General features: G+C 70.8%; 24 protein-coding genes and 3 tRNA genes. 11 read left to right on the top strand and 16 right to left on the bottom strand.

Annotation, left to right across the window (positions count from 1 at the left end; all coding sequences use genetic code 11):
- Window positions 1-87: 87 nt before the first annotated feature.
- Window positions 88-1740 carry a M4 family metallopeptidase gene (locus tag ABT254_RS18085; RefSeq protein WP_351470543.1) on the bottom strand — a complete coding sequence of 551 codons (1653 nt, stop codon included), beginning with the start codon at window positions 1738-1740 and terminating at the stop codon, window positions 88-90.
- A 161-nt stretch (window positions 1741-1901) separates the two neighbouring features.
- On the opposite strand from ABT254_RS18085, the gene ABT254_RS18080 reads away from it, so the two are divergent.
- Window positions 1902-2312, top strand: a complete 411-nt coding sequence (locus ABT254_RS18080) for a gamma-glutamylcyclotransferase family protein (RefSeq protein ID WP_351470540.1) — start codon at window positions 1902-1904, stop codon at window positions 2310-2312.
- A 15-nt stretch (window positions 2313-2327) separates the two neighbouring features.
- On the opposite strand, the gene ABT254_RS18075 is transcribed toward ABT254_RS18080, so the two are convergent.
- On the bottom strand, window positions 2328-4427 hold the full coding sequence (locus ABT254_RS18075) for a molybdopterin oxidoreductase family protein (protein ID WP_351470537.1): 2100 nt from the start codon (window positions 4425-4427) through the stop codon (window positions 2328-2330).
- Window positions 4428-4529: 102 nt separating this feature from the next.
- Window positions 4530-5201: a SanA/YdcF family protein gene (locus ABT254_RS18070; protein ID WP_351470534.1), complete on the bottom strand. Its 672-nt coding sequence runs from the start codon at window positions 5199-5201 to the stop codon at window positions 4530-4532.
- Window positions 5202-5413: 212 nt separating this feature from the next.
- Here ABT254_RS18070 and ABT254_RS18065 point away from each other — a divergent pair, with 212 nt between their 5' ends.
- The 5 genes from ABT254_RS18065 (at window position 5414) to ABT254_RS18045 (ending at window position 12437) form a co-directional block, all read left to right on the top strand.
- Window positions 5414-6325, top strand: coding sequence for a sirohydrochlorin chelatase (locus ABT254_RS18065; protein ID WP_351470532.1), 912 nt, complete (start codon window positions 5414-5416; stop codon window positions 6323-6325).
- Window positions 6326-6386: 61 nt separating this feature from the next.
- On the top strand, window positions 6387-7640 hold the full coding sequence (locus ABT254_RS18060; protein WP_351470529.1) for a deoxyguanosinetriphosphate triphosphohydrolase: 1254 nt from the start codon (window positions 6387-6389) through the stop codon (window positions 7638-7640).
- 168 nt (window positions 7641-7808) lie between these two features.
- The gene (locus ABT254_RS18055; RefSeq protein ID WP_351470526.1) at window positions 7809-9074 is read left to right on the top strand and encodes an NAD(P)/FAD-dependent oxidoreductase; all 1266 of its coding nucleotides are present in this window, start codon (window positions 7809-7811) and stop codon (window positions 9072-9074) included.
- Between the two features lie 38 nt (window positions 9075-9112).
- Window positions 9113-11014, top strand: coding sequence for a DNA primase (gene dnaG / locus ABT254_RS18050; protein WP_351470523.1), 1902 nt, complete (start codon window positions 9113-9115; stop codon window positions 11012-11014).
- Window positions 11015-11117: 103 nt separating this feature from the next.
- Window positions 11118-12437, top strand: a complete 1320-nt coding sequence (locus ABT254_RS18045; protein WP_351470520.1) for an RNA polymerase sigma factor — start codon at window positions 11118-11120, stop codon at window positions 12435-12437.
- Window positions 12438-12560: 123 nt separating this feature from the next.
- On the opposite strand, the gene ABT254_RS18040 is transcribed toward ABT254_RS18045, so the two are convergent.
- The 4 genes from ABT254_RS18040 to ABT254_RS18025 form a co-directional block, all read right to left on the bottom strand.
- Complete coding sequence (locus ABT254_RS18040) at window positions 12561-14492, bottom strand: ABC transporter ATP-binding protein (protein WP_351470517.1); 1932 nt, start codon at window positions 14490-14492, stop codon at window positions 12561-12563.
- A complete protein-coding gene (locus ABT254_RS18035) occupies window positions 14492-16225 on the bottom strand; it encodes an ABC transporter ATP-binding protein (RefSeq protein WP_351470514.1) in 1734 nt (577 codons plus the stop codon). Before ABT254_RS18035 ends, ABT254_RS18040 begins: the two co-directional genes overlap by 1 nt.
- A gap of 115 nt (window positions 16226-16340) precedes the next feature.
- Window positions 16341-17783, bottom strand: coding sequence for an FGGY family carbohydrate kinase (locus tag ABT254_RS18030; RefSeq protein ID WP_351470511.1), 1443 nt, complete (start codon window positions 17781-17783; stop codon window positions 16341-16343).
- A 78-nt stretch (window positions 17784-17861) separates the two neighbouring features.
- The gene (locus ABT254_RS18025) at window positions 17862-18167 is read right to left on the bottom strand and encodes a YtxH domain-containing protein (protein ID WP_351470508.1); all 306 of its coding nucleotides are present in this window, start codon (window positions 18165-18167) and stop codon (window positions 17862-17864) included.
- Window positions 18168-18301: 134 nt separating this feature from the next.
- On the opposite strand from ABT254_RS18025, the gene ABT254_RS18020 reads away from it, so the two are divergent.
- The 3 genes from ABT254_RS18020 to ABT254_RS18010 all read left to right on the top strand — a co-directional run bounded on the left by ABT254_RS18020 (window position 18302) and on the right by ABT254_RS18010 (window position 18695).
- Window positions 18302-18374 (top strand) — tRNA-Asn (locus ABT254_RS18020).
- 5 nt (window positions 18375-18379) lie between these two features.
- Window positions 18380-18452, top strand: a tRNA-Asn gene (locus tag ABT254_RS18015).
- Window positions 18453-18618: 166 nt separating this feature from the next.
- Window positions 18619-18695: transfer RNA gene (locus ABT254_RS18010), tRNA-Ile, on the top strand.
- 90 nt (window positions 18696-18785) lie between these two features.
- Here the strand turns inward: ABT254_RS18010 and ABT254_RS18005 are convergent.
- From ABT254_RS18005 to ABT254_RS17990, 4 genes are all read right to left on the bottom strand, one after another.
- A complete protein-coding gene (locus tag ABT254_RS18005; RefSeq protein ID WP_351470505.1) occupies window positions 18786-19211 on the bottom strand; it encodes a hypothetical protein in 426 nt (141 codons plus the stop codon).
- Entirely contained in the window at window positions 19142-19441 is a 300-nt protein-coding gene (locus ABT254_RS46545; RefSeq protein WP_502971994.1) for an NAD(P)-binding protein, read from the bottom strand. The genes ABT254_RS18005 and ABT254_RS46545 overlap by 70 nt, the downstream gene beginning before the upstream one ends.
- A 284-nt stretch (window positions 19442-19725) precedes the next feature.
- Window positions 19726-20139, bottom strand: coding sequence for a PIN domain nuclease (locus tag ABT254_RS17995; protein ID WP_351470502.1), 414 nt, complete (start codon window positions 20137-20139; stop codon window positions 19726-19728).
- A complete protein-coding gene (locus tag ABT254_RS17990; RefSeq protein ID WP_351470500.1) occupies window positions 20136-20399 on the bottom strand; it encodes a type II toxin-antitoxin system VapB family antitoxin in 264 nt (87 codons plus the stop codon). The genes ABT254_RS17995 and ABT254_RS17990 overlap by 4 nt, the downstream gene beginning before the upstream one ends.
- Window positions 20400-20569: 170 nt before the next feature.
- Here ABT254_RS17990 and ABT254_RS17985 point away from each other — a divergent pair, with 170 nt between their 5' ends.
- Entirely contained in the window at window positions 20570-20734 is a 165-nt protein-coding gene (locus ABT254_RS17985; protein WP_351470497.1) for a hypothetical protein, read from the top strand.
- Window positions 20735-20741: 7 nt separating this feature from the next.
- Here ABT254_RS17985 and ABT254_RS17980 read toward each other — a convergent pair whose 3' ends face one another.
- Genes ABT254_RS17980 through ABT254_RS17960 form a run of 5 tightly spaced genes read right to left on the bottom strand, consistent with a single transcriptional unit; the run spans window position 20742 to window position 25187 of the window.
- A complete protein-coding gene (locus ABT254_RS17980; protein WP_351470494.1) occupies window positions 20742-21227 on the bottom strand; it encodes a hypothetical protein in 486 nt (161 codons plus the stop codon).
- Between the two features lie 43 nt (window positions 21228-21270).
- Window positions 21271-22674 (bottom strand): NAD(P)/FAD-dependent oxidoreductase, encoded by a 1404-nt coding sequence (locus ABT254_RS17975; protein ID WP_351470491.1) that lies wholly within the window; start codon window positions 22672-22674, stop codon window positions 21271-21273.
- Window positions 22667-23950, bottom strand: coding sequence for an MAB_1171c family putative transporter (locus ABT254_RS17970; protein ID WP_351471102.1), 1284 nt, complete (start codon window positions 23948-23950; stop codon window positions 22667-22669). Before ABT254_RS17970 ends, ABT254_RS17975 begins: the two co-directional genes overlap by 8 nt.
- Window positions 23951-23961: 11 nt before the next feature.
- Window positions 23962-24561, bottom strand: a complete 600-nt coding sequence (locus tag ABT254_RS17965; RefSeq protein WP_351470488.1) for a toxin — start codon at window positions 24559-24561, stop codon at window positions 23962-23964.
- Entirely contained in the window at window positions 24558-25187 is a 630-nt protein-coding gene (locus ABT254_RS17960; RefSeq protein WP_351470485.1) for a calponin homology domain-containing protein, read from the bottom strand. The genes ABT254_RS17965 and ABT254_RS17960 overlap by 4 nt, the downstream gene beginning before the upstream one ends.
- 176 nt (window positions 25188-25363) lie before the next feature.
- On the opposite strand from ABT254_RS17960, the gene ABT254_RS17955 reads away from it, so the two are divergent.
- Entirely contained in the window at window positions 25364-26239 is an 876-nt protein-coding gene (locus ABT254_RS17955; RefSeq protein ID WP_351470482.1) for a DUF6424 family protein, read from the top strand.
- Window positions 26240-26246: the final 7 nt, after the last annotated feature.

Genomic DNA, 26246 nt, shown 5'->3' with positions numbered 1-26246 from the left:
TGGTTGCGGCGGCCCACCGCGTACGCACGCCGAGCGGCCGCCCCGGTCCGAAGACCGAGGCGGCCGCATCGTGCGCCCGGTGCGGGCTCAGTTCACATTGACGGCGCTCCAAGCCGCCGCCACCGCGTTGTACTCCGTGCTCCCCGCCCCGTACAGATCCTTCGCCGCGTTCAAGGTCGCCGTCCGCGCCCCCGCGTAGTTCGTCGAGGACGTCATGTAGACCGTCAGCGCCCGGTACCAGATCTGGCCGAGCTTGTCCCGGCCGATGCCCGTCACCGTCTTGCCGTTGGACGTCGGGGAGTCGTAGCTGACGCCGTTGATGGTCTTCGCGCCGCTGCCCTCCGCCAGGAGGTAGGCGAAGTGGTTGGCGACGCCCGAGGAGTAGTGGACGTCGAGGTTGCCCACCGACGAGCTCCAGTAGTCGGCCGACTTGCCGTCCTTGGAGGGCTTGTCCATGTAGCGCAGGGCGGCCTGGCCGAATCCCGGCCGCACGATCTTCTCGCCGATCAGGTAGTCCCCGGGGTCCGACGGGTTGTTGGCGTACCACTCGACCAGCGTGCCGAGGATGTCGGACGTCGCCTCGTTGAGGCCGCCGGACTCGCCCGAGTACGTCAGGGCCGCCGTCTTGGAGGTGACGCCGTGCGTCATCTCGTGGCCTGCCACGTCCAGGCCGACCAGCGGGCCGAGACTCGTGCCGTCACCGTCGCCGTACGTCATGCAGAAGCAGCTGTCGTCCCAGAAGGCGTTGTTGTACTTGTTGCCGTAGTGGACGCGGTTGTACGAGCCCTTGCCGTCGTTCGCGATGCCGTTGCGGCCGAAGGAGTTCTTGTAGAAGTCCCAGGTCATGTTGGTGCCGTACTGGGCGTCCACAGCGGCGGAGGCGCGGTCGGCGTCCGTTCCCGTCCCCCAGTGGTTGTCCGTGTCCGTGAACACGGTCGACGGGGCGCGGCTGACGCAGATGCTGGTCAGGAAGCACAGGTCCGTCTGGTTCGACGCGTCACCCGTGTACGTGCCACCGCGCGTCGGGTCCTTGAGCTGGTACGTCGATCCCGACTGCGTCGTCTCCAGCGGCACCGTCCCGCTGTACAGCGACTTGCCGTCGCCCGTCGCCGTCTCGATGTCGTCCCAGGCGTCGATCTGACGGCCGGTGCGGGCGTCCGTGAGGACGGTGCGGGAGACCGGGTTGCCCAGCGAGTCCTTGGCCGCGACCTGCGTCCGCCACGCCAGCTTCGGCGTTCCGTGCAGGGCGTCGACGACCAGCTCCGGCCTGGCCGTCAGTTTCTTCAGCGTCTCGCCGAGGTTGACCGCGCGCAGCGCGTTCGCCGCGAGATCGGCGGCCTTCGGGGCCGATATGGAGGGGACGATCGAGGCGAGGGATATCTCGTTGCGCGTGGCCCGGTTGGCGCTGCGGTACTTTCCGTCCGAGGCCAGATGAACCACGAAGTCGCCGCCGAGAACCGGGAGTTGACGGTAGGTCCGGTCGTAGCGCACATGCTGCGTGCCGTCCTTGTCGACGATCACGTCCCGCACCTTCGTGCCCTCGTCGGAGGTGAGCCCGAGGCTCGCGGCATGCGCCAGGAGCGCCGATGCCGCGTTCGCGATCGCGCCCGCCCTGGTCGGTTGTTCGTCGGCCACCGCGGCGGGGGAGAGTGCCGCTGCCAGCAGACTGGCGGTGGTGGCGGCCACGCCGAGGGCGGCGAGCCGACGGGAACCTCGGACGTCGATACGTATCCGGCTCATCGATCTCCTCGAAAAGGCGCCGAAGGGCGCGTGGGGGCGCGTGGGGGCGTGGGGGGAGTGCGCAGGTGTTGACGACGATTTAAGGGGCCATGACACAGCGGGGTCCATAGCGCGTACTGGGAGGTATGGGAGGGGAAATGTGAGGAGAGAGAATCGTTTTTGTGAGACTCCCTTTCTTCGTCTACGGCACCCTCCTCCCCGGCGAGGTCAACCACGATCTGTTCCTGCGCGGTTGCACGGCGGCTGAGGAGCCGGCGCGGCTGAGCGGCGCGGTCCTGTACGAAGGACCCGGATATCCGTACGCCGTCGAGGAGCGCGGCGGAGTGGTGTACGGGGAGCTCGTGACCGCAGTGCCGGAGATGTACGAGGAGTTGCTCGTCGCCCTCGACCGGCTGGAGGAGTACGCCCCGGGGGATCCGCGCAACCTCTACGAGCGCGTCGAGCGCGAGGTGCACCCCGAGGACGGGAACACGGCCGTACGCGCCTGGGTGTACGTCGCCGCCCCCGCCGTCGCCGCACGTCTGCGCGCCCGCGGGAAGCTGATCGAGAGCGGGGACTGGCGGATCGGATGAGTCCGCCGGCCCCGGCTACGACTGGACCGTCTCCAACCGCACCGCACACGCCTTGAACTCCGGCATGCGTGAGGTCGGGTCGAGGGCAGGGTTCGTGAGCGTGTTGGCGCGGCCCTCGCCCGGCCAGTGGAACGGCATGAAGACCGTGTCCGGGCGGATGGAGGTGGTGATGCGGGCCGGCGCCACGGCCCGTCCGCGGCGGGAGACCACCGCCACCGGGTCGCCCTCGGCCGCCCCGAGCCGGGCAGCGAGACGAGGGTGCAGCTCCACGAACGGGCCGGGCGCCGCGGCGTTCAGCTCGTCGACCCGGCGGGTCTGGGCGCCGGACTGGTACTGCGCGACGACCCGGCCGGTGGTCAGCAGCACCGGATACTCCTCGTCCGGTTCCTCGGCGGACGCCCGGTGTGAGACGGGGACGAAACGGGCCCGGCCGTCCGGGGTGGCGAAACGGTCGAGGAAGAGACGGGGGGTGCCGGGGTGGCCCTCACTCCGGCCCTCGCCCTGGCTTTCCGCGTTCGGACACGGCCAGAACACCCCGTTCTCCTCCGCCAGCCTGCGGTAGGTGATCCCCGAGTAGTCGGCCGGCCCGCCCGCGCTGGCCCGCCGCAGCTCCTCGAAGACCTCCTCCGGGTCGGTCGGGAAGCCCTTCTCCACACCGAGCCGGCCGGCCAGTTCGTGCATGACCTCCAGATCGCTGCGGACCCCGTCGGGAGCAGTGATCGCGCGCCGCCGCAGCAGCACCCTGCCCTCCAGGTTGGTCGTGGTGCCGGTCTCCTCCGCCCACTGCGTGACGGGGAGCACGACGTCCGCCAGCGCCGCCGTCTCCGACAGGACGACATCGCAGACCGCCAGGAAGTCCAGCGACTTGATGCGCTCCTCGATGTGCGCGGCATGCGGCGCCGAGACGACCGGGTTGGACCCCATCAGCAGCAGCGACCTGATGTCCGTACCCAGGGCGTCCAGCAGCTCGTACGCGCTGCGCCCCGGCCCGGGAAGCGAGTCCGGGTCCACGCCCCACACCTCGGCCACATGCCGCCGCGCCGCCGGGTCGTCCAGCTTGCGGTAGCCGGGCAACTGGTCGGCCTTCTGGCCGTGTTCGCGTCCGCCCTGCCCGTTGCCCTGCCCGGTCAGACAGCCGTACCCGGACAGCGGGCGGCCCGCGCGGCCGGTCGCCAGGCACAGGTTGATCCACGCGCCGACCGTGTCCGTGCCCTTGGACTGCTGCTCGGGGCCGCGCGCGGTCAGCACCATCGCGTTCTCCGGCTCGCAGAACAGCCGCACGGCATCCCGCAGTTGGGGAACGGACACCCCCGTGATCCGTTCCACGTACTCCGGCCAGTGCGCCATCGCCGCCGCCCGGGCGTCCTCCCAGCCGGCCGTGCGCTCGGCCACGTACTCCTCGTCGACCCGCCCCTCGGCAACCACCAGGTGCAGCAGACCGAGCGCCAGCGCGAGATCCGTACCGGGCCTCGGTGCCAGATGCAGGTCGGCCTGCTCGGCGGTCTTCGTGCGGCGCGGGTCGACGACGATCAGGGTGCCGCCGTTCTCCTTCAGCTCGGTGAAGAACCGCAGCGAGGGCGGCATGGTCTCCGCGAGGTTCGAGCCGACCAGGATCACACAGCCCGTCTTCGGGATGTCCTCCAGTGGGAAGGGCAGCCCCCGGTCCAGGCCGAACGCCTTGGTGCCGGCCGCCGCGGCCGACGACATGCAGAAGCGCCCGTTGTAGTCGATCTGCGAGGTGCCGAGCACCACCCGGGCGAACTTGCCGAGCGTGTACGCCTTCTCGTTGGTGAGGCCGCCGCCACCGAAGACGCCGACCGCGTCCGGGCCATGTTCCGTACGCGTCCGGCGCAGTCCCTCGGTGATACGGTCCAGCGCCTCGTCCCAGGTGGCGGGCACCAGAGTGCCCTCGGAGCGCACCAACGGGGAGGTCAGGCGCACCCGGGACGAGAGCACGGCCGGCGCCGTACGGCCCTTGCCGCACAGCGCGCCCCGGTTCACAGGGAAGTCCGCGCGCTCGCTCACCTCGACCGTGCCGTCCGGCGCGGGCGTCAGGTTCATCCCGCACTGCAGGGCGCAGTACGGGCAGTGCGTGGGCGTCGCGGAGATCTGCATGCCACTCAGCGTGCTTCGGCTGTGTTACATGCGGGACGGCTCCTTGTTACACGGGCGGCACGGCGACCTCCCGGCCGGCCGGGAGCGGCGGTGAGGCACCGCTCACCGGGCGTCGGCGAGCGCCTTCGCGACCCCCTCCTCCTTCGGCCCGAGGAACCGCGGGTCGGGGTGGAACACGGCGTCCAGGGCCGCCTTGCCGGCCGCGAAGATCTCACGCGTACCGCCGTAGTACCAGGTCACGTCGTGCTTGGCGTCGACCCCGACGCCGTACGAGTCGACACCCGCCGCCTCGCACAGGGCGACCGCCCGCCGGATGTGGAAGCCCTGGCTGATGAGCACGGCCCTGTCGACGCCGAAGATCTTCTTGGCGCGGACACAGGAGTCCCAGGTGTCGAAGCCCGCGTAGTCGCTGACGATCCGCCCGTCCGGGACACCGTGCTTCTTCAGATACGTGCGCATGGCGTCGGGCTCGTCGTAGTCCTTGCGGCTGTTGTCACCGGTGACGAGCACGACCTCGACCCGGCCGGCGCGGTACAGCTGCGCGGCCGCCTTCAGACGGTTCGCGAGGTAAGGGGAGGGCTCGCCGTTCCACAGGCCCGCCCCGAAGACGACGGCGACCTCGGTGCGGGGCGCGTCGGCGGTCGTCCGCAGCCGGTCGCCCGTCGTGACGTACAGCCAGGTCACCGGCAGCAGCGCCAGCACACACCCGGCCATCACGGCCTGCGCCAGCCTCCGCTGCCCGGCACGCGTGCGTGGCAGGCGTGGTCTGCGCATCGATCCCCCTTCTCCGGCCTGCTTTTCGACAGTCAGAGACGTCCTGTCAGGCCGTACGGTTCGCCGCACGATACGTGACCAGCTTCACTCCGCTGCGTGAAACCGCAGGTCAGCTCGCCTCACACACCCCACACCCCCCGCCGTGAACCGCCGGAAAACGCGCGTCATTCTCATGCAACGGGGCGGCAACCTCCGGCCGCCACCATCGGTCCATGACGGCGTCGAACCCTCCTCGCGACGAGTCCACGACAGCCCACCTCGACAGTACGGCGCATCTCATGAACCGGATCAGCAGCCAGCTCGCCAGCCAGCTCAGCCTCGTCCACCTGAACGGCAGGCGACGCCCGGCCGCGCCCGCGCTGGTCGTCGTCGCGCACGGCAGCCGCGACCCGCGCGCCCTGAGCACCGTCCGTACGCTCCTGGACCGCGTCCGCGAGCAGCGCCCCGGCCTGCCGGTCCACCTGGGCCACATCGAGCTGAACGACCCGCTGCTCCCCGACACCCTCGCGACTCTCGGCACCCGCGAGGCCGTCCTCGTCCCCCTCCTCCTCAGCCGCGGCTACCACATCAAGCGGGACATCCCCGAGATGGCCGCCCAGTCGCAGGTACGCGCGCGCGTGGCCGGCGCCCTCGGCCCGCACCCCCTCCTGGTCGAAACCCTGCACGCCCGCCTGGTCGAGGCCGGCTGGTGCACGAGCATGGACGACACCGCCCGCCGAAGGAGCGCCGTCGTCCTCGCCGCGGCAGGCTCACGCGACCCGGAGTCCAAGATCGACACCAACCGCACGGCCCAGCTCCTGTCGGAACGCCTGGGCGTCCCGGTGGTCCCGGCCTACGCGACCACGGCCGCCCCGACGGTCCCGGACGCGATCCGGGCCCTGACCGAACGGGGCCGCGACCGAGTAGCCGTAGCCTCCTACTTCACCGCCCCCGGCCGCTTCGCCACGGAGTGCACGCAGGCGGCCCCATGGATTGCCTCGGCCCCGCTGGGAACCCACCCGGCGATGGCAAGGCTGATCCTCCACCGCTACGACCAGTCACTGGCAACCCCGGTTGCGGCAGCCGCCCTAAGGGGCGCGGGGAACCGCGCGACAAGCCACGACGAGCCCGCACTCGCGATATAACTGCACCCGGCAGGCGCCAAGGCGCACCCCAATTGTCACTGCCTGCGCTTACTGTCGAGACATGTCGTACGACGCGCAGTCAACAGAACGCTGGGCCCCCGAACCCGACAAACGCCCCGGCCGCACAGCCTTCCAACGCGACCGCGCCCGCATCCTGCACAGCTCAGCACTGCGCCGCCTGGCAGGCAAAACCCAGGTCGTCACCCCAGGCACCCGCAGCCAGGCATGGGACGCCAGTCCCAGAACCCGCCTCACCCACTCCCTGGAGTGCGCCCAGGTGGGCCGCGAGCTGGGCGCAGCCCTCGGCTGCGACCCCGACCTGGTGGAAGCCGCCTGTCTCTCCCACGACCTCGGCCACCCCCCCTTCGGCCACAACGGCGAACAGGCCCTGAACGAATTCGCCGAGGACTGCGGCGGCTTCGAGGGCAACGCACAATCCCTGAGACTCCTCACCCGCATCGAACCCAAACGGTTCACCCCGGAAGGCTCCGTAGGCCTCAACCTCACCCGCGCCGCCCTGGACGCCGCCACCAAGTACCCCTGGCCCCGAGGCGCCCACCCCACCGACCCGTCCTCCCCCAAGTTCGGCGTCTACGAGGACGACCGCCCCGTCTTCGACTGGGTCCGCAAGGACGCCCCGGGCACCCGCACCACCTTCGAGGCCCAGGTCATGGACTGGTCCGACGACGTGGCGTACTCGGTGCACGACGTCGAGGACGGCCTGCACGCGGGCCACATCGACCCCAACTGCCTGCACGCGGAGCCCGAGCGCCAGGCCGTCTTCGCGGTCGCCGTCGGACGTTACGTCCCCGCCGGCACCGACCCCGCCGAACTCGCCGCCGCCCTGGACCGCCTCCAGGACCAGGAGTGGTGGCCGCACGGCTACGACGGTTCCGCGGTCGCCCAGGCCCGCCTCAAGGACGCCACCAGCCAGCTCATCGGCCGCTTCTGCCTCGCCGCCGAGACCGCCACGCGCGCGGCCTACGGCACCGGCCGCCTCACCCGCTACGACGCCGAACTCGTCGTACCGCACGAGACACGGCTGGAATGCGCGGTCCTCAAGGCCGTCGCCGACCGGTACGTCATGCAGCGCGCCGAACAGGAGCTGCTGCGGGCCGACCAGCGGATCGTGGTCGCCGAGCTGGCCGAGGCGCTCACCGCCCGCGCCCCGGACGGCCTCGACCCCCAGTTCCGCGCCCTGTTCGACCAGGCAGGCGACGACCGCGCCCGCAAGCGGGTGATCGTCGACCAGATCGCCTCCCTCACCGACGCATCGGCGCGTTCGCTTCACGCGCGTCTGACGGAGCATCTGTGAGACTGACGGGATGCGGGAGACGCCGAGCGAGCCCGAATGTGACCCTCCGTGGCCTGATCGGGTCACTCCCTCTTCCCCCATCACACTCCGTGCGGGACGCTCGCATATGGCGGCACGCGCAGTGTTTTCCGAGGGGACACCCCTCAGACACCCCGTTGGAGGCATCAAGTGGTCGACGCGGATCAGACATTCGTCATCGTCGGAGGCGGTCTCGCCGGCGCGAAAGCGGCCGAGACGCTCCGAGCGGAGGGCTTCACGGGGCGCGTGATACTGATCTGCGACGAACGCGACCACCCGTACGAGCGCCCTCCCCTCTCCAAGGGCTATCTGCTCGGCAAGGAGGAGCGCGACAGCGTCTTCGTCCACGAGCCGGCCTGGTATGCGCAGAACGACATCGAGCTGCACCTCGGCGAGACCGTCGACGCCATCGACCGCGCGGCGAAGACGGTCCGCTTCGGTGAGGACGGCACGCTCGTCCGTTACGACAAGCTCCTGCTGGCCACGGGTGCGGAGCCGCGCCGCCTCGACATCCCCGGGACCGACCTGGCCGGTGTGCACCATCTGCGCCGCCTCGCCCACGCCGAGCGGCTCAAGCACGTGCTGAGCGCCCTCGGCCGGGACAACGGGCACATCGTGATCGCCGGCGCCGGCTGGATCGGTCTGGAGGTCGCGGCGGCGGCCCGCGAGTACGGCGCCGAGGTCACCGTCGTCGAACCCGCGCAGACCCCGCTGCACGCGGTCCTCGGCCCCGAGCTCGGCAACCTCTTCGCCGAGCTGCACCGCGAGCACGGCGTCCGCTTCCACTTCGGCGCACAGCTGACGGAGATCGTCGGCCAGGACGGCATGGTCCTCGCGGCCCGCACCGACGACGGCGAGGAGCACCCCGCGCACGACGTCCTCGCGGCGATCGGCGCGGCCCCCCGCATCGGCCTCGCGGAAGCCGCAGGCCTGGAGATCGCCGACCGGGCCCACGGCGCCGGTGTCGTGGTGGACGAGCGTCTGCGCACCTCCGACCCCGACATCTACGCGGCCGGCGACGTGGCGTCCTTCCCGCACGCCCTCTTCGGCACCCACCTCCGCGTCGAGCACTGGGCCAACGCCCTCAACGGCGGCCCGGCGGCGGCCCGCGCGATGCTCGGCCGCGACGTCACCTACGACCGCGTGCCCTATTTCTTCTCCGACCAGTACGACCTGGGGATGGAGTACAGCGGATGGGCGCCCGCGGGGTCGTACGACGAAGTGGTGATCCGGGGGGACGCGGGCAAGCGCCAGTTCATCTCCTTCTGGATCAAGGACGGCCGGGTGCTGGCCGGGATGAACGTGAACGTGTGGGATGTCACGGAGCCGATCCAGAAACTGATCCGCTCGAAGACCCAGGTGGACACGGAGGCACTGGCGGACCCGCACATTCCGCTCGAAAGCCTCGTCTCCTGAGCACCGAGGCTGTCAGTCCGTCCCCGTAGAATTCACGCGTGGCAGGACGGATCAACGACGAGGACGTGAAGGCGGTACGGGACGCGGTCCCGATCGACGCCGTGGTGTCCGAGTACCTCCAGCTGCGCAACGCGGGCGGGGGCAACCTCAAGGGCCTGTGCCCGTTCCACGACGAGAAGTCGCCGTCCTTCCAGGTCAGCCCGAGCAAGGGACTCTTCCACTGCTTCGGCTGCCAGGAGGGCGGCGACACCATCACGTTCGTGATGAAGGTCGACCACCTCTCCTTCTCCGAGGCCGTCGAGCGCCTGGCCGGCCAGGCCGGCATCACCCTGCGCTACGAGGAGGGCGGCTACAACCCCGCCCACCAGCGTGGCGAGCGCATCCGCCTGGTCGAGGCCCACAAGGTCGCCGCCCAGTGGTACGCCGAACAGCTCGCGACCAGTCCGGAGGCCGACACCGGCCGCAAGTTCCTCGCCGAGCGCGGCTTCGACCAGTCCGCCGCCGAGCACTTCTCCGTCGGCTACAGCCCCCAGGGCTGGGACCACCTCACCCGCTATCTGCGCGGCAAGGGCTTCACCGACAAGGAGCTCCTGCTCTCCGGCCTCTCCCAGGAGGGCCGCCGCGGCCCCATCGACCGCTTCCGCGGCCGCCTGATGTGGCCCATCCGCGACATCGGCGGAGACGTCGTCGGCTTCGGCGCCCGAAAGCTGTACGAGGCGGACAACGGCCCCAAGTACCTCAACACCCCCGACACGGCGATCTACAAGAAGTCCCAGGTCCTGTACGGCATCGACCTGGCGAAGAAGGACATCGCCAAGGCCAGCCGCGCGGTCGTCGTCGAGGGCTACACCGATGTGATGGCCTGCCACCTGGCCGGTGTCACGACCGCGATCGCGACCTGCGGCACGGCCTTCGGCGGCGACCACATCAAGATCCTGCGCCGGCTGCTGATGGACAACGGCTCGGCCCGCGTGATCTTCACCTTCGACGGCGACGCGGCCGGCCAGAAGGCGGCCCTGCGTGCCTTCGAGGACGACCAGAAGTTCGCCGCCGAGACCTACATCGCCATCGCCCCCGACGGCATGGACCCCTGCGAGCTGCGCCTGGCGAAGGGCGACGAGGCGGTCGCCGACCTCGTCGAACCCCGCACGCCGCTCTTCGAGTTCGCGCTGCGCCAGATCGTCGTCCGCTACGACCTCGACACCCCGGCGGGCCGCGCGGCCGCCCTGGACGAGGCCGCCCCCATCGTCGCCCGCATCAAGAACAGCGGCGCCCAGCACGAGGTCGCCGTCCAGCTCGCCGGCATGCTCGGCATCCTCGACACCCAGTTCGTGGTCAAGCGGGTGGCCCAGCTGGCCCGTTGGGCACGCGACCGCGGCGGCAAGGGCCCGGCCCCGGCCCGCGGCCCGCAGTCGTACGACGCAGCGCCCCGCTCCTCCGGTCCGTCCGGTCCGGCCCTCAACCTCCGCAACCCCGTATACGCCACCGAACGCGAACTCCTCAAACTCGCCCTCCAGCGCCCCGAGTTGGTCTCCCCGGCCTTCGACGCCTACGGCATCGACGAGTTCACCGCCGCGCCCTACGCCGCCGTACGCCAGGCGATCATGGAGGCGGGCGGCGCGGAGTACGGCGTCCAGGACGCTCAGGACTACCTGGTCCGCGTCCGCGAGGCCGCACCCGACGACACGGTCCGCGCCATGGTCACGGAACTGGCCGTCGAGGCGATCATGCGCCGCACGGTCGACGAGAACTACGCGGGCGAGCAGCTGGTGACCGTCCGCCGCCGGGCCGTGGAGCGCCGCGTCCGCGACATCCAGAGCACCCTCACCCGCCTCGGCACCCACTCGGACCCCGCACAACTGGCCGCGGTACAGAACGAATTGTGGGTACTCCAGCAGTACGACCAGGCGCTGCGCGAGCACGGAGCCGCAGCTCTCTGACCTGTTCGCGTACGCCGCGGTAACCGGGCGGTCACGGCACGATTGCAAAAAGTCACCGCACGCCCCTCGTGGCGGCGATGTGTCGTACTCCACACTGGGTCCGGTGCCTGAGTCCTCGGAGCGCGGCCGACCCGTCCCCCACGGGTCGCACAACCCCGCGGTTCCGCTCATCGCGTACGGGACGGACAGCGGCGAGGCCGTCGACTCCGCTCCCGAAGCAGCGCTGCCGCACACCTCAGCAGCGATCATCCTGGAGGTCGCCCCCGTGCAGACCCAGACCCTCACCCAGACCGACAGCACTAGCGCCATCGGCGACGACGGCACTGCGCCGGACGCCGCGGCCGACGTCCTCGTCGCGGTCCCCCCGCAGACCCGTGTCGCGCACCACCCCGAGGCGGAGCCCGAGAGCGAGGGCCCGCCCGAGCCGGCCGAACCGCCCGCCGAGGCGCTGGAGGCGGCGGAGGACCCCGAGCCGGCCGAACCGCCGCGTGCCCGCTCCGCCGACACCGGCGGCCCGTCCTCGGACCTGTTCCGCCAGTACCTGCGCGAGATCGGCCGTATCCCCCTGCTGACCGCGGCCGAGGAGGTCGAGCTCGCCCGCCGTGTCGAGGCCGGCCTGTTCGCCGAGGAGAGGCTCAGCACCGCCCCGGACCTGGACAGCCAGCTCGCCCTCGACCTGGACCGCCTCGTCGTCATGGGCCGGATGGCCAAGCGCCGCCTCATCGAGGCGAATCTGCGGCTCGTCGTGTCCGTGGCCAAGCGGTACGTCGGCCGCGGGCTGACCATGCTCGACCTGGTCCAGGAGGGAAATCTGGGCCTGATCAGGGCAGTTGAGAAGTTCGACTACGCCCGCGGCTACAAGTTCTCGACGTACGCCACCTGGTGGATCCGCCAGGCCATGTCCCGGGCCCTCGCCGACCAGGCCCGGACCATACGGGTCCCGGTCCACGTCGTCGAGCTGATCAACCGGGTCGTCCGCGTCCAGCGCCGCATGCTGCAGGAACGCGGCTACGAGCCCACGCCGGAAGAAGTCGCCGACCACCTCGACCTGCCCCCCGAGCGGGTCAGCGAGGTCCTCCGCCTGGCCCAGGAACCCGTCTCCCTGCACGCCCCGGTGGGCGAGGAGGACGACGTGGCCCTCGGCGACCTCATCGAGGACGGCGATGCCGCCTCGCCGGTGGAGTCTGCGGCGTTCCTGCTGCTCAGGGAGCATCTGGAGGCGGTCCTGTCCACGCTCGGCGAGCGCGAGCGCAAGGTGGTCCAGCTCCGGTACGGCCTGGCGGACGGCCGCCCGCGGACGCTGGAGGAGATCGGCCGCATCTTCGGCGTCACGCGGGAACGCATCCGCCAGATCGAGTCGAAGACCCTGAACAAGCTCCGGGACCATGCTTTCGCGGACCAGCTGAGGGGCTATCTGGACTGACGCCGTCTGCCGCAGCCTGCGGGCATTCGTGCCGCCTGGGGCGGCACGGGTGGGCGCAGGCGGCACCCCGCAAGCGCGGGCAAGCGCACCCACCCGTCCCCAGCCCCGACGCCGGGCACCCGCTCAGTCCACCTCAGCCACCGCCTGCGCGAACTGCGCCTTGTACAACCGCGCATAAGCCCCATCCGCAGCGAGCAGATCGGCATGCGCCCCCTGCTCCACGATCGCCCCGTTCTCCATCACCAGAATCGTGTCCGCGTCCCGGATCGTCGACAGCCGATGCGCGATCACGAACGACGTACGTCCGTGCGCCAGCTTCGCCATCGCCTTCTGGATCAGCACCTCGGTCCGGGTGTCCACCGAAGAGGTCGCCTCGTCCAGCACCAGGATCGTCGGGTCGGACAGGAACGCCCGCGCGATGGTGATGAGCTGCTTCTCACCGGCGCTGACCCCCGTGCCCTCGTCGTCGATCACGGTGTCGTACCCGTCGGGAAGCGTCCGGATGAACCGGTCCGCGTGGGCCGCCCGCGCCGCCTCCTCGATCTCGCCGCGCGTGACCTCCCGCGAGGCGCCGTACGCGATGTTCTCCGCGATCGTGCCGCCGAACAGCCAGGTGTCCTGCAGCACCATGCCGATCCCGGCCCGCAGTTCGTCCCGGGACATCGTGGCGATGTCGACGCCGTCGAGGGTGATCCGCCCGCCGGAGACCTCGTAGAACCGCATGAGCAGATTGACCAGCGTGGTCTTGCCCGCTCCCGTCGGGCCGACGATCGCGACCGTGTGCCCGGGTTCCGCCTTCAGGGACAGGTCCTCGATCAGCGGCTTCTCGGGGTCGTAGCGGAAGGAGATGCTCTCCAGCTCCACTCGCCCGCGCAGCTCCTCGGGCCGCTCGCCGCGCACCGGATCCGCCTCCTGCTCCTCCGCGTCCAGGAGTTCGAAGATCCGCTCGGCCGAGGCGACACCCGACTGCACCAGGTTCGCCATCGACGCGACCTGCGTCAGCGGCATCGAGAACTGCCGCGAGTACTGGATGAAGGCCTGCACATCACCGATCGACAGCGCGCCGGACGCGACCCGAAGACCGCCGACCACCGCCACCAGCACATAGTTGAGGTTCGACACGAACATCATCAGCGGTTGCATGACCCCGCTGTTGAACTGCGCCTTGAACCCGGCCTCGTACAGCGCGTCGTTCTGCTCGGCGAACTGCTTCGCCGACTCCTCCTGCCGCCCGAACACCTTCACCAGCGTGTGGCCGGTGTACATCTCCTCGATATGGGCGTTCAGCTTGCCGGTGGTGCGCCACTGCTGCACGAAGTGCGGCTGCGACCGCTTGCCGACGCGCGTGGCGACCACGAACGACAGCGGCACGGTGACCAGCGCCACCAGCGCCAGCAGCCAGGACACCCAGAACATCATCGCCAGCACACCGATGATCGTCAGCAGCGAGTTGATGAGCTGGCCCATCGACTGCTGCAGCGTCTGCCCGATGTTGTCGATGTCGTTGGTCGCCCGGGACAGCACCTCACCGCGCTGCCGCTTGTCGAAGTACGACAGCGGCAGCCGGGACAGCTTCGCCTGCACGTCCTCGCGCAGCCGGTACATGGTCCGGTTCACGGCCCGGTTCACCAGCCGTGTCGCCACCGCCATCAGCAGACCGGCGACGAGGAACGTGCCCAGCGCGAGCAGCAGTACGTCGCCCACCGCGCCGAAGTCGATGCCCTTGCCCGGGGTGAAGTCGGTGCTGCGGAGCATGTCGGCGACCTGGCCCTGCCCCCGTTCCCGCATGGACGCGAGGACCTGGTCCTTCGTGGCCCCGGCCGGCATCTGCCGCCCGATGATGCCGGCGAAGACCAGGTCGGTGGCCTTGCCGAGGATCTTCGGCCCGACCACGTTCAGACCGACGCTCACGACCACGCAGAGCAGCAGTACATAGATGGTCAGCCGCTCCGGCTTGAACTGGGAGATCAGGCGTTTGCCCGACACCTTGAAGTCCATCGAACGGCTGTCGGGGCCCCCGCCCTGACCCATCATCCGCGCCATCGGCCCGGCCATCAGGCAGCCTCCGCTTCCGTCAGCTGGGAGAGCACGATCTCCCGGTAGGTCTCGTTGTCCGCCATCAGCTCGTGATGCCGGCCGGTCCCGACGACACGTCCTTCGTCCAGTACGACGATCCGGTCCGCGTCCCGGATGGTCGCCACCCGCTGGGCGACGATCACGACGGTCGCCTCCGCGGTCTCCCGCGCGAGCGCCGCCCGCAGCGCCGCGTCGGTCGCGTAGTCGAGGGCGGAGAAGGAGTCGTCGAAGAGGTAGATCTCGGGGCGCTGCACCAGCGTCCGCGCGATCGCGAGGCGCTGCCGCTGACCGCCGGAGACATTGGTGCCGCCCTGGGCGATGGGGGAGTCGAGGCCGTTCTCCAGCCGCTCGACGAACTCCTTGGCCTGTGCCACCTCCAGCGCGTGCCACAGCTCCTCGTCGGTGGCGTCCGGATTGCCGTAGCGCAGATTGGTCGCCACCGTCCCCGCGAACAGATACGGCTTCTGCGGCACCAGGCCGACTGTCCTGGCCAGCAGCTTCGGGTCGAGCGTCGCGACGGCCGTGCCGTCGACGAGCACCTCGCCGTCGGTCGCGTCGAAGAGGCGGGGAACCAGCCCGAGCAGCGTGGACTTGCCGCTGCCGGTCGAGCCGATGACGGCGGTCACCTCACCGGGCCGCGCCACCATGTCGATGCCCTTGAGCACGGGCTCCTCGGCGCCCGGATAGCGGAACCCGGCACCCCGGATCTCCAGATGCCCGTGCCGGCGCAGCTCCGTGACCGGAGCGACGGGCGGCACAACGCTCGACGAGGTCCCGAGGACCTCCTCGATCCGCTCGGCGCACACCTCCGCGCGCGGCACCATCATGAACATGAAGGTGGCCATCATCACGGACATCACGATCTGCATCAGATAGGCGAGGAAGGCCGTCAGGTCGCCGATCGCCATCCCGCCGCTGTCGATGCGATGCGCGCCGAACCACACCACCGCGATCGAGGACAGGTTCACCACCGTCATCACGATCGGGAACATCAGCGCGAGCATGTTGCCGGTGGCCAGCTGCATCTCGGTGAGGTCGGTGTTCGCCTTACGGAAACGATCCTTCTCGTAGGCGTCCCGCACGAAGGCCCGGATCACACGGTTGCCGGTGATCTGCTCCCGCAGCACCCGGTTCACCGTGTCGAGCCGCACCTGCATGGCCCGGAACAGGGGCCGCAGCCGCCGAACGATCAGCGTCACGCAGATGCCCAGCGTCGGCACCACGGCGACCAGCACCCCGGACAGCGGCACGTCCAGGCCGAGCGCCAGCACGATCCCGCCCACGCACATGATCGGCGCCGACACCATCAGCGTGAACGTCATCAGGGCCAGCATCTGGACCTGCTGGACGTCGTTGGTCGTGCGGGTGATCAGCGAGGGCGCCCCGAACTGCCCGACCTCCCGCGCCGAGAACGACTGCACCCGGTCGAACACCGCCGCCCGGATGTCCCGGCCGACCGCCGAGGCGGTCTTGGCGCCGTAGTACACGGCACCGATGTTGCACACGACCTGTGCCAGCGAGATGCCGATCATCAGGGCGCCGAAGGAGAGGATGTAGCCGGTGTCGCCCTTCACAACGCCGTTGTCGATGATGTGCGCGTTCAGCGTGGGCAGGTAGAGGGTGGCGCAGGTCTGCAGGAACTGCAGCAGCACCAGCAGGGCTATGGGTTTCTTGTAGGGCCTGAGATAGGTCCGCAGAAGTCGTATGAGCACGCTACGTCTCTCGGAGTCGGCGGCGGGGCGGGCTTGATGCCCCAGGCTCCTATCGTCGGACACTCCACCCGTGTTACCTCAACCGATTAAGCCGACAGCAGTGCTCCTTACCGCCTTATGGGCGGAAAGCGCCGGGGTGTGTCTGCTCCCGGACGGAAACGAACTGCTGCCTGACCGCCTGTCCCACCGCCAGTTCGTCGCCGGGCTCAAGGACCTGTCCGCTCGCGCCCTGCCAGACGGGCGGGTTGCGCGGATCGAGGGTGCCCTGCGAGACCCCGAGCGCCCAGGCGGCCTGCCGGGCGGCACCGATCGCCGCGTAGTCCGCGGGCTGCGGCACGACGACCTGCGCCCCGAACAGCATGGGCGCCGCCGCCTGCACGGCGGGCAGCTCGGCGGCCGCCCCCAGCAGGAAGATCCGCCGCACCTCGACACCCCGGCCGCGCAGCACGTCCAGCGCGTCCGCGAGGCCGCACAGCATGCCCTCGAACGCCGCCCGCGCCAGATGCTCGCCCTTCATCGACTCCCGCCGCAGCCCGGCGATCGACCCCGCCGTGTGCGGCAGATTCGGCGTCCGCTCACCCTCCAGATACGGCAGGAGTACGAGCCCGTGGGCGCCCGGGGTCGACTTCATGGCCAGCTCGGACAGGCTGTCCAGATCGGGCAGCCCGAGCAGCTCGGCGGTCCCGCGCAGGGTCCGAACGGCGTTCAGCGTGGTGACGACCGGCAGATGCATACCGGTCGCGTCGGCGAGGGACGTGATCATCCCGGTGCTGTCGACCAGGGCCTCGGGGTGTACGGCCATGACGGACCCGGAGGCGCCGAGCGAGACCACCGCGTCACCGAGCCCGATGCCGAGGCCGAAGGCGGCGGACATGGTCTCCCCGGTCCCGGCGGAGATCAGCAGCCCCTCGGGGGTCGTACCCGCGGCGTCCGCAGGGCCGATCACCTCCGGCAGCATCGCCTGGTGGCCGAGCGCCAGCTCGACGAGATCGGCACGGTAGTTGCCGGTGGCCGCCGACCAGTATCCGGTGCCGGAGGCGCCGCCCCGGTCGGTGGTCCGTCTCACCGGCCTCCCCAGCAACTGCCACACCAGCCAGTCGTGAGCCTGCATCAGGATCGCGGTGCGCAGGGCGGCATCGGGCTCGTTCTTCGCGAGCCAGCGCAGCTTGGTCACCGGCTGCGCGGCCTGCGGCACACAGCCCACCGCCTGCGCCCAGGCCTCACGGCCGCCGAGCGCGTCGATCAGATCGGCCGCCGCGACCTGCGCACGCTTGTCGCCGCCGACCAGCGCCGGGCGCACCGTGCCGCCCTGCGCGTCCAGCGGCACGACCGCGTTCTGCTGCGCGGACACACCGATGGCCTGCACGCCCTCGAGGAGCCCGCCGCCGGCCGCTTCACCCAGGGACAGCAGCCAGGCCTGCGGGTCGACGTCGGCGGGCCGGTCGCCGTCGACCGGATGCGGGGCATACCCCTGCCTGAGCACGGTGCCCGTGTCCGTGTCGCAGACGACGATGCGAGTGAAATCGGGTGCACTGTCCAACCCGGCGACTATCCCCATGGCGAAAATTCTATGGGCCCTGCGCCGCAGGGGTGTGTGCGCTTCGCCGGGTGCGGGCGCGTCGTGGCAGGTGAGCTGCTACGTGTCGCTGGTGCCCCAGTCGTCCTCTGCTGCGCCGTTGGTGTTGCGCGCCCGGAGGGAGCGGACCCGCTGGGCCACCGAGTCGGGCACATGGTCGCCGACCTTGTCGCTCACCGCGTGGTACGCCTTGCCGGCGAACTCGCGGCCCTGCTGGGCGGCCGACTCCGCGGTGTTGCGGACGGCAGGGTTCTCCGCGACCTGACGCGCGGACTTCTTCAGCTGCTCGTAGCGCTCGCGACCGGCACGTGTGCCGAGGACGTAACCCAGAGCCAGTCCGACGACGAACGTGAGCTTGTAGCGCATGGCGGAGCCACCCTTCCGTCCTTGGGGAGTACCGATTGGCGGAGCACCCCCCTGCTTGCGCTAATGTATGTGTCGCAGCGAGCGCCCGCCCTCTGGCGAATACCCAGGCAGGTACGTTCGATGCAACGAGGCATTCCTCCGTAGCTCAATTGGCAGAGCAGCCGGCTGTTAACCGGCAGGTTACTGGTTCGAGTCCAGTCGGGGGAGCTCGGTCCTCCGTAGCTCAATTGGCAGAGCAGCCGGCTGTTAACCGGCAGGTTACTGGTTCGAGTCCAGTCGGGGGAGCACAAGAAGAGGACCCCCTTGGGGTCCTTTTTCATGTGGGCGGGAACCGCGCAGGCTGCGGGGCAGTCTCCATGGGCGTGCGAAGTCGACCATCCGAAGCAGGAGATCGTATGAGCGGCTATGCTGCGGCAGACGGCGCGCACAAATGTGCGCGACACGCCGCTATGGGGCGGTAGCTCAGCCGGTTAGAGCAGCGGACTCATAATCCGTCGGCCGTGGGTTCGAGTCCCACCCGCCCCACCAAGCGCAGGTCAGAGAAACGTTCTGACCTGATGAAACGTCTCTTCGACTGGTGGGTGCCGCGGCTCTGCACCACCTCGCCGCCTCGGACGATCACGCCTCGTCGATGTCGTTCGGCCAGGCGCGCCCCACATCCACATGGCCGAGCTCCACGCGTATCCCGGGGAGCGCCCGAGGGGCCGGGGTCGGGGAGAGCAGGGCGGAGAGGGACCTGCGGAGGCCTCTCTCGTCGCCTTCGGGATGCTCCGCGTGCAGGCGGTGAGGCCGGAGGTCCTGAACCAGGACCCGGCTCGGGTCCCAGACGCCGGTGCGACGGCCCCGTACGACCGCGACGGGGTCCACGACCGTGCAGTGGTAGGTCACCCGGACGGGGAAACGCGCCGCGGAGTCGGACGTGCGCAGGTGCCATGTGGCGAACAGCTGCACGTGGGAGCGGACGTCGACCAGGGTCACGGCGGTGGCCCGCGTCGTGTCGATGGCGACGGCCCCCGTCCGGTGTTCCCCGTCGATCTCGTGCACGAGGATCTCACCCGCCCCCGCGACCAGCGGAGCGCGCCGCTCGCGCGGATGTGGCCGCCCGGCAGGTCCCCCGCCTCGAACAGCACCACGTCATCGCCGCGTTCGCCCAGGACTCGGGCGGCCTCCAGCACTGCCGGACCGGCGCCGACGACAACTGCCTTCCTGCGGCGTCCCGTTGTTACCGTCCGGCGTTCGCCGGCGGCCAGGACCGTCGCTACGAGAGCTGGCACCGGCAGATCCGAACCATCGCCGAACGCGCCCTCGCCGAGGGCGACTTCACCTCCGCGGACCTGGACGGCTTCACCGTCTGCTTCGCCGCCCTGGCCGACGGGCCTGGCCCTGCAACGCCTGCGCCAGACACCGCCGTTGACGGTGGAGGACGCGCGGCGGCATCTGCGTCACTTCATCGAGACGGAGTTGGGTCGGGGCCGGGGTCCTGAGGCCGATCATGCGGACCGGCTGCCCTGTGGGCGTCGAGTGGCGCCTTCAGGTGCCCGTCGGTACCGAGCCGGTTCTACTGCCTGAGGTCGATCGTGCGGACCGGTTGCCCTGTCGTGCGGGCGATGGTTTCGAAGTCGTGGTCGTAGTGGAGGAGGGTGAGTCCCGCTTCTTCCGCGGCTGCGGCCACCAGGAGGTCGATGGGGCCCGCGCTGCGGTGCTCTCCCTTGGCGGTCAGTTGTTCCTGGACGATGCGGGAGCGGCGGTAGACGCCGTCGGGCATGGGGCACCAGGTGTAGTGGGCGTCGAGGGCCGCCTTCAAGCGGGTGCGGTCCGTGGCGGAACGTGCCGAGTAGAGGACTTCCAGTTCGGTGAGATCGCAGATCGCGACGAGGCCGGCGGCGATCCTGTCGTCCCATTCGGCGGTGTTCTGGCGGAGCAGGATGCGGGCGAGGGCGGAGGTGTCGACGAGGTAGTCGGCGACGGTCACGCGTCCGCTCCGGCGCTGCGATCACCGCGTGCCGCGTCGGCGCTCGTGGGCCGGTATGCCCGCTTGTCCAGCAACATGTCGATGTCCAGGGCGCCCTCGGCCACCAGGTCGCGGGCTTCTTCGAGAGAACGCAGGCGCCGATAGCGGGCCGTGACCTCCCGCAGGGCAGTGTTGATCGTGTCGCGCTTGGTGGTGGTGCCGAGTTCCTTGGCTGCTTCCTCCAGCGCCTCGTCGTCGAGATCGATGACCGTCCGACTCATGATGTCCCCCTCTCCCTGTGTATATCAATTGGAGTGTATCAAGATACAAGATCCTTTGTATCTTGAGGGTCGTGCCGGGGCGTTGGTGCGGTGTTGTGCTCGTCGGTGTGCCGTGAAAGAGGGGGCTCGACGGGACCGTTGCGCGTACGCTCGCGCCCAAGGAGGGCGCCATGGGCGGGCATGCGAAACCGATCAGGATGTGGTGGCTGGTCACGTTGACGGCCGTGACCATGGCGGTCATAGCGGTCGTGCTCGTGATCCAGGCCGACTCCGGCGAGGCGACCTCGCCCAGGCCGACCGATCCTCCCTCGGCCACCTCGTCCGTCCTCGGGTAGGCAGGTCTCAGCCCGTTTCCTCGCGCAGCCCGTCGCGCAGGCGGCGCAGGTCGTCGGCGTGCCGGCCCAGGCCGTTGAGGCGCAGCCGGGCGGCCTCGGTGCGGGGGTCGGGGCGGAGCGTGAAGGCCAGGTCGAGGGATTCGCGCAGCATCCAGAGGTCGTAGGCGAGGAGCCGTGCCGCGTGGGCCTGGGCCCGCTGCAGGTCCGGGTCGGTGAGTTCGAGGTCCTGGAGGCGGGTGCGCAGGCGGTGCAGGGTGCTGCTCTGATGGCTGCACATGCGTGCCGTCCGGCGGGAGACGGGACCCGGTTCGCCGCAGGCGGCCACCGCCGCGTCGGCCGGTGTCTGGGCGGCCACCGCCTCGTCCAGGACGGCGACCAGGGCGAGCAATTGGGCCCGGTGTGAAGGACGGGCGGGGGCCGGGCGGGGGCGGCGGGCGAGCGTCCGTGCGGCGCGCCGCCACCGGACGGCGCCGGGGGGTGTGCGTAGGCGCATGGCTCCAGTGTGCGCCTGGCGCGTCGGGAGCCGACCGGCCCGGTCAGTACGGGGCGGCCGTCTTGCGTTCCGGCTCGGTCAGGGGCGGGCCTTGCAGGTGTGGCTTCTTCGGGCCGAAGAGCATGGGGATCAGCATGTCGGGCGAGAAGAGCCGGGTGGCGGGCTTCTCCAGGCTCATGACGTCCAGGAGGGCGCCGAGGGCGCGGGGGTTGCGGGCCCCGGTGGCGACCGCGCGGTCGACGAAGCGGGCGAGGACGCGCTCCAGGGCGGTCGGGGGAGTGTCCGCGGCGCCGGGGTAGAACGCGTCCTGCCCCACCGCCAGGTCCCAGGCGGCGCCGACCGGGCGGGCCGCGGCGCGCTGGACGCGGCGGGCGGTGCCGGGGGTGGTGAGGGCGGTGGAGCGCAGGACGGCGCGCAGGCTGAGGGCGCACTGGGCGGCGACGGTGAGCCCGTGGCCGTAGACCGGGTTGTATCCGGCGATCGCGTCGCCGAGGACCGTGAAGCCGTCGGGCCAGGGCCGCAGCTTCTCGTAGTAGCGGCGCCGGTTGGCGGTGCTGCGGGTGGTGGCGACGTCGCCGAGCGGCTCCGCGTCCTTGATCAGTTCGCCGATGACCGGGTCGCCGAGGGCGAGCGCGAAGTCCGTGAAGGTGTCGGGGTCGGGGCCCGGTTCGCCGCCGCGGGTGCCGGAGAGCGTGACGATCCAGCGGTCGCCCTCGATGGGCACGATGATGCCGCCGCGGCCCGGCGCCTTCGCGGCGTTCGCCTGGACGTTGACCAGGGGGAATGTGCTCTCCGCGGCCGTGCCCGGGGCCCGGTAGAGGCGGGTGGCGTAGGCGACGCCGGCGTTCACCTCGCGCTCGGTGACCTGCGGCAGGCCGAGCTCGGTCAGCCAGCGGGGGGCGTGCGAGCCGCGGCCGGAGGCGTCGACCACCAGGTCGGCGGGCAGGGCGAGCTCCTCGTCGCCGGTGCGGACCCGGACGCCGGTGACGCGGTCCCGGTCGCCCTGAAGGGACAGTGCCGTGGTGTTCTGGCGGAGGGTGACGCGGGGGTCGGCGAGGACGCGGGTGCGTATCACCGCGTCGAGCAGGTCGCGGGAGCACACCAGGTTGCGGTGGTGGGTGGAGGTGAAACGGCGGAACCAGATCTCGTTCGGGGCCCGGGAGACCATGTCGCCCATGATGTGCACCAGGCGGGCGCCGTTCGCGACGATCTCCGCGGTGAGGCCGGGGAGCAGCTCGTCGAAGGCCTTGACCCCGCCGCTCCACACGAGGTGTGCGTGCCGGGCCTGGGGGACGCCGCGGCGCGGCTCGGGCCCCTCGGGGAGCGTGTCCCGCTCGACGATCGTGACGTCGGCGAACTCGGCCAGCGCGGCGGCGGCGAACAGTCCGCTGATGCTGCCGCCGACGACGACGGCGCGGGCCCGGCGGGCGGTGGGTCTGTCAGGCATGGGTGCTCGTGCTTTCTGTACTGGGTCCTGCGCCGGCTGTGCGGTCGGTCGGGTGCGGGTGCGTTGTGGCTGCTCGCGCCCCACGGCGGAGCCGCCGATCGACAACGCCCCGCGCCCGTTCGGGGCGCTGCCCGGCCCCGCCGGTGTGCGGGCGGCGCAGTGCCCGGGAGACGGACTCGATGTCGGTGGTGATGCGGGCGGCGGTCCGGGCGGAGTCGGGGTCGGGCGTGGGCGGGGCTCCCGTGCGGCGGGCGGCCAGGGCGGCGCGTACCGCCACCGCGCCGGCCGCTCCGCGAGCCCTCGCCTCGTCGCCGGCGGCCCGCGCGGCCTCGTAGGCCTGTTGGTAGAGGCGCTGGTCCAAGTACGGGTTGAGCAGGCGCAGTCCGTCGTGGATGTGCTGCCGGCGCTGCATCAGGCGCAGGTCCAGTGGCGCCCAGAAGCCGAGCCGGGCCGGTGCGGCCGACGCGCCGAGGACGCGCACCGCCCGCCACAGCGGCCGTAGCCGCCGGTACTCGCGCCGGTCGCGGATCCACCGGTGCAGGAACGGTCCGATCTGCGGCACCAGGAAGCCGAGCGCCACCAGGGCCGCCTCCATGAGTGCGAAGGGCGGGGCGGCCTTGGTGCTGAGGGCGTCCCAGTCGTGGCCCGACCAGCGGGCGCCGATCGCCGTCAGTTTCGCCGCGTCGAAGAGGAGGCCGGAGGCGAAGCCGAGTTGCAGGAGCACGACGCCCGACTTCAGCCAGCGGTTCTCGACCTCCGGGAACCACTTCCACAGCATCGACGCGGCCACCAGGGACGACACCATGTGGGCGGTCAGGTAGAGCAGGATGTGCTCGCGCATCCACGGGGTCGAGGCGTAGTAGGTGTCCAGGTCGTAGATCCGCGGCTCGGGCGCGTGTGCCAGCAGGAACGTCACCCAGAGGGCGACGACCACACCGGCGTAGACCCAGTAGATGCGGCGCATCCTGCGGCGGCGGCGCTCGGACGGTTCCTCCCGCCAGCGGATGATCATCGTCAGGCCGGTGGCGCAGAACGCGGTGAGGAACGAATAGGCCCAGGGCGAGGCGATGTTGGGCACGCCCGTCAGCTCGTTGAGGCGCTCGATGTTGACCGGTGTGATGACGACCAGGACGGCGGTGGCCGAGGCCAGCAGCACGGTGGTCGCCCGTACGTCCGGGTCGCGCCAGGCGCGGACGAGCGTCGGGAGCTTGACGAGGAGCGCCGTCGCCAGCAGTGCGGTGGGCACGGCGTAGGGGATGTGGAAGTGGGGGTCCATCAGGTCCGTCATCAGAGGATGCGACCGCCGCGGTGGCCCAGCGACAGGTTGATACGGCCCTCCACGGTGGCCGGTGTCACCGGGCCCTGTGCGTAGCGGCCCTTCATCCAGGTGCGGACCTCGCGGGCGAAGAGCAGACCGAAGGTCTCCGCGTCCACCTCGTGGTGATCGGCGGAGGCGGACCGGGCCGTCACCGCACGGCAGACCTCGCGGGGGCCCTCCTCGGAGGCGAGGACCTGCTGCGCGGCCCGCGCCAGTGCCCCGGGCGGACCGCCGAGCGCGCGGGCGGCCGCCGGGCCGATGGCGTGGTCGCCGCAGGTGCCCTGCTCCTCGTGCCACAACTCGTGGCCGAAGATGACCAGTTGGGCCTCGGGGACGGTGCACTCCTCCACCACGATGAGGGAGCGGTCCCCGTAGTCCACACGCATGCCCGACACCGGGATGTCCGGGGGGAACGCCCGGAACAGCAGCTGGATGGGCCGTCCGACGCGGACGCTCATGGCCCGGCAGAACTCCTCCATCACGGCCCGCGGTTCGGCCGGACGTGCGATGGACTTCGCCGCCTCCCGGCCCAGCTCGGCGAGGAGCGACTTCATCGCCCTGGTGCTCATCGGACGCCGCCCCCCTCGCCTGTCCGCTGCGGGACGGCCGACCTGATGACGCCCTCCAGGAGACGGTCCAGCTGCTCGGCTGTCATCGCGCCGTGGCGCCGCAGATCGGCGGCCTTCAGTCCGTAACGGTCCATCAGGGCCAGTATGGGGTCCCGCTGTTCCGCAGGTTGCTCGAACTCCCTCAGTACGGCCACCAGTACGCGGTCGAGGGCGTCGGCGGCGGGCGCGGTGAAGAACGCCTCGCCTCCCTCGACGCCGAAGAACTCCACCAGGCCGTGCAGGAACTCGACGCTGGGCACCTTCCTGCCGGCACACACCTGGCGCGCCCAGTAGTCGGAGACGCCCAGGCGTTCGCGGATGTCGGCGGCGAGGTCCGACATACGGCAGCCGGTACGCGCCAGATGGGCGTCCGCGAGGGTCCTGATGCGGGCGCAGACACGGTCGTTGACCTTGTCGGGCGGAGCGGTGCCGCCCTTGAGCAGCGTGCGTACGGTGCGCTCGGGCAGAGCCGTCCTGGCCGCCAGCTCCCGCGGGTCGAGCAGGGCCGAACGGGGCAGGCCCTGCTCCTCGGCGAGCGCGTCGAGACGGCGGAGCGTCTCGGGAAGGTGTGTGGCTGACTCCACCATGCCCGCAGCCTAGGGGCGCACCCGCGTCTCTCAACGATCGTTTATCGGCCAAAAAACGATCGTTGAACGGTCAGCTGTTAGTCGTTGAACGGTCCAGGTGTTACGCAGAGCGAGAAATGAGCCCTGGGAGGACGATGAGAAGAGGAGTGTCGACAGGTCGACAGAAGGAGGCCGTCATGGCCGACCACCGATCCGCTACGGCGACGAAGACCCCTCCCTCCCTCACCTTCGGCAAGACCGAACGGGAGGACCACCCCTGGGAGATACAGCTCGTCAAGCACCAGGAACGCACCGAGTCCGCCGAGTTCCGCGCCGCGAAGACGGCCGTGAACAAGATCCTTCAGGAGCTGGGGAAGACCGAGCGGCCGTACGGGCCGGGCCCATACGAGATGCACCACGGCGGCAGCCTCTGGGTGAAGACGGAGGCCGGCTGGCGGATGTTCCGGGCCCGGGTCGGCATCGAGTGGAGCATGCAGTTCTGCGCCGACCCTGCGAAGGTCGACCGGCTGCGGCAGGAGGCCGCCGACCTCGTCGCCGCCTTCCCCGAGACCCTTCCCGCGCTGGAGGCCCTCGGCTACAAGCGCGCCCGCAAGCTGCTGGAAACCCCGATCACGGACGCCGATGGTGTCGCGGCCTGGACCGACTCGCTGTTCAACGCGTGTGTGCCGCTGACCCGCGGGCACCATCAGGGGATCCTGCCCAAGGCCGCCGGGGAGCACCACTACCCCTGGCCGATCAAGGGTGCCGACTACATCCGGTACGACGACTTCAACCTGTGGGTGACCCTGCCCGACGGCACCCACGCGGGCGTCGCCCCCGTGGCCCCGCGCGGCTCCGGCGACGGACGGGTGCGCATCATCCACGCCCGGCACGGCACACCCGCAGGGGACGTCGTGGCCAAGGCGCAGCGGCGCCGTGTCATGGCCGTGCTCCCGGCGGACAGCCCGATGGCCCTGGAGGCGTTCCAGCAGCAGATCGCGCCCGGAGCGCGCACCGCGGCCGCCCGGCCGCGGACCCGCGGCGCGCGCGGCAGCACCCGCCGGGCCGGTTAGGCGGGCC

The organism is Streptomyces sp. NPDC001137, assembly GCF_040298885.1.
In the GTDB taxonomy this organism is placed as follows: domain Bacteria; phylum Actinomycetota; class Actinomycetes; order Streptomycetales; family Streptomycetaceae; genus Streptomyces.
Note: the sequence above shows the minus strand (reverse complement) of the source record. Positions and strands in the feature narration are given on the sequence as shown.

What these genes read in the sequence shown, in the direction of transcription:
- ABT254_RS18085 (WP_351470543.1), bottom strand. Translation starts at nt 1,740, where the DNA reads ATGAGCCGGATACGTATCGACGTCCGAGGTTCCCGTCGGCTCGCCGCC.
- ABT254_RS18075 (WP_351470537.1), bottom strand. Translation starts at nt 4,427, where the DNA reads ATGCAGATCTCCGCGACGCCCACGCACTGCCCGTACTGCGCCCTGCAG.
- ABT254_RS18070 (WP_351470534.1), bottom strand. Translation starts at nt 5,201, where the DNA reads ATGCGCAGACCACGCCTGCCACGCACGCGTGCCGGGCAGCGGAGGCTG.
- ABT254_RS18065 (WP_351470532.1), top strand. Translation starts at nt 5,414, where the DNA reads ATGACGGCGTCGAACCCTCCTCGCGACGAGTCCACGACAGCCCACCTC.
- ABT254_RS18060 (WP_351470529.1), top strand. Translation starts at nt 6,387, where the DNA reads ATGTCGTACGACGCGCAGTCAACAGAACGCTGGGCCCCCGAACCCGAC.
- ABT254_RS18040 (WP_351470517.1), bottom strand. Translation starts at nt 14,492, where the DNA reads ATGGCCGGGCCGATGGCGCGGATGATGGGTCAGGGCGGGGGCCCCGAC.
- ABT254_RS18030 (WP_351470511.1), bottom strand. Translation starts at nt 17,783, where the DNA reads ATGGGGATAGTCGCCGGGTTGGACAGTGCACCCGATTTCACTCGCATC.
- ABT254_RS18025 (WP_351470508.1), bottom strand. Translation starts at nt 18,167, where the DNA reads ATGCGCTACAAGCTCACGTTCGTCGTCGGACTGGCTCTGGGTTACGTC.
- ABT254_RS17990 (WP_351470500.1), bottom strand. Translation starts at nt 20,399, where the DNA reads ATGAGTCGGACGGTCATCGATCTCGACGACGAGGCGCTGGAGGAAGCA.
- ABT254_RS17985 (WP_351470497.1), top strand. Translation starts at nt 20,570, where the DNA reads ATGGGCGGGCATGCGAAACCGATCAGGATGTGGTGGCTGGTCACGTTG.
- ABT254_RS17980 (WP_351470494.1), bottom strand. Translation starts at nt 21,227, where the DNA reads ATGCGCCTACGCACACCCCCCGGCGCCGTCCGGTGGCGGCGCGCCGCA.
- ABT254_RS17975 (WP_351470491.1), bottom strand. Translation starts at nt 22,674, where the DNA reads ATGCCTGACAGACCCACCGCCCGCCGGGCCCGCGCCGTCGTCGTCGGC.
- ABT254_RS17970 (WP_351471102.1), bottom strand. Translation starts at nt 23,950, where the DNA reads ATGGACCCCCACTTCCACATCCCCTACGCCGTGCCCACCGCACTGCTG.
- ABT254_RS17965 (WP_351470488.1), bottom strand. Translation starts at nt 24,561, where the DNA reads ATGAGCACCAGGGCGATGAAGTCGCTCCTCGCCGAGCTGGGCCGGGAG.
- ABT254_RS17960 (WP_351470485.1), bottom strand. Translation starts at nt 25,187, where the DNA reads ATGGTGGAGTCAGCCACACACCTTCCCGAGACGCTCCGCCGTCTCGAC.
- ABT254_RS17955 (WP_351470482.1), top strand. Translation starts at nt 25,364, where the DNA reads ATGGCCGACCACCGATCCGCTACGGCGACGAAGACCCCTCCCTCCCTC.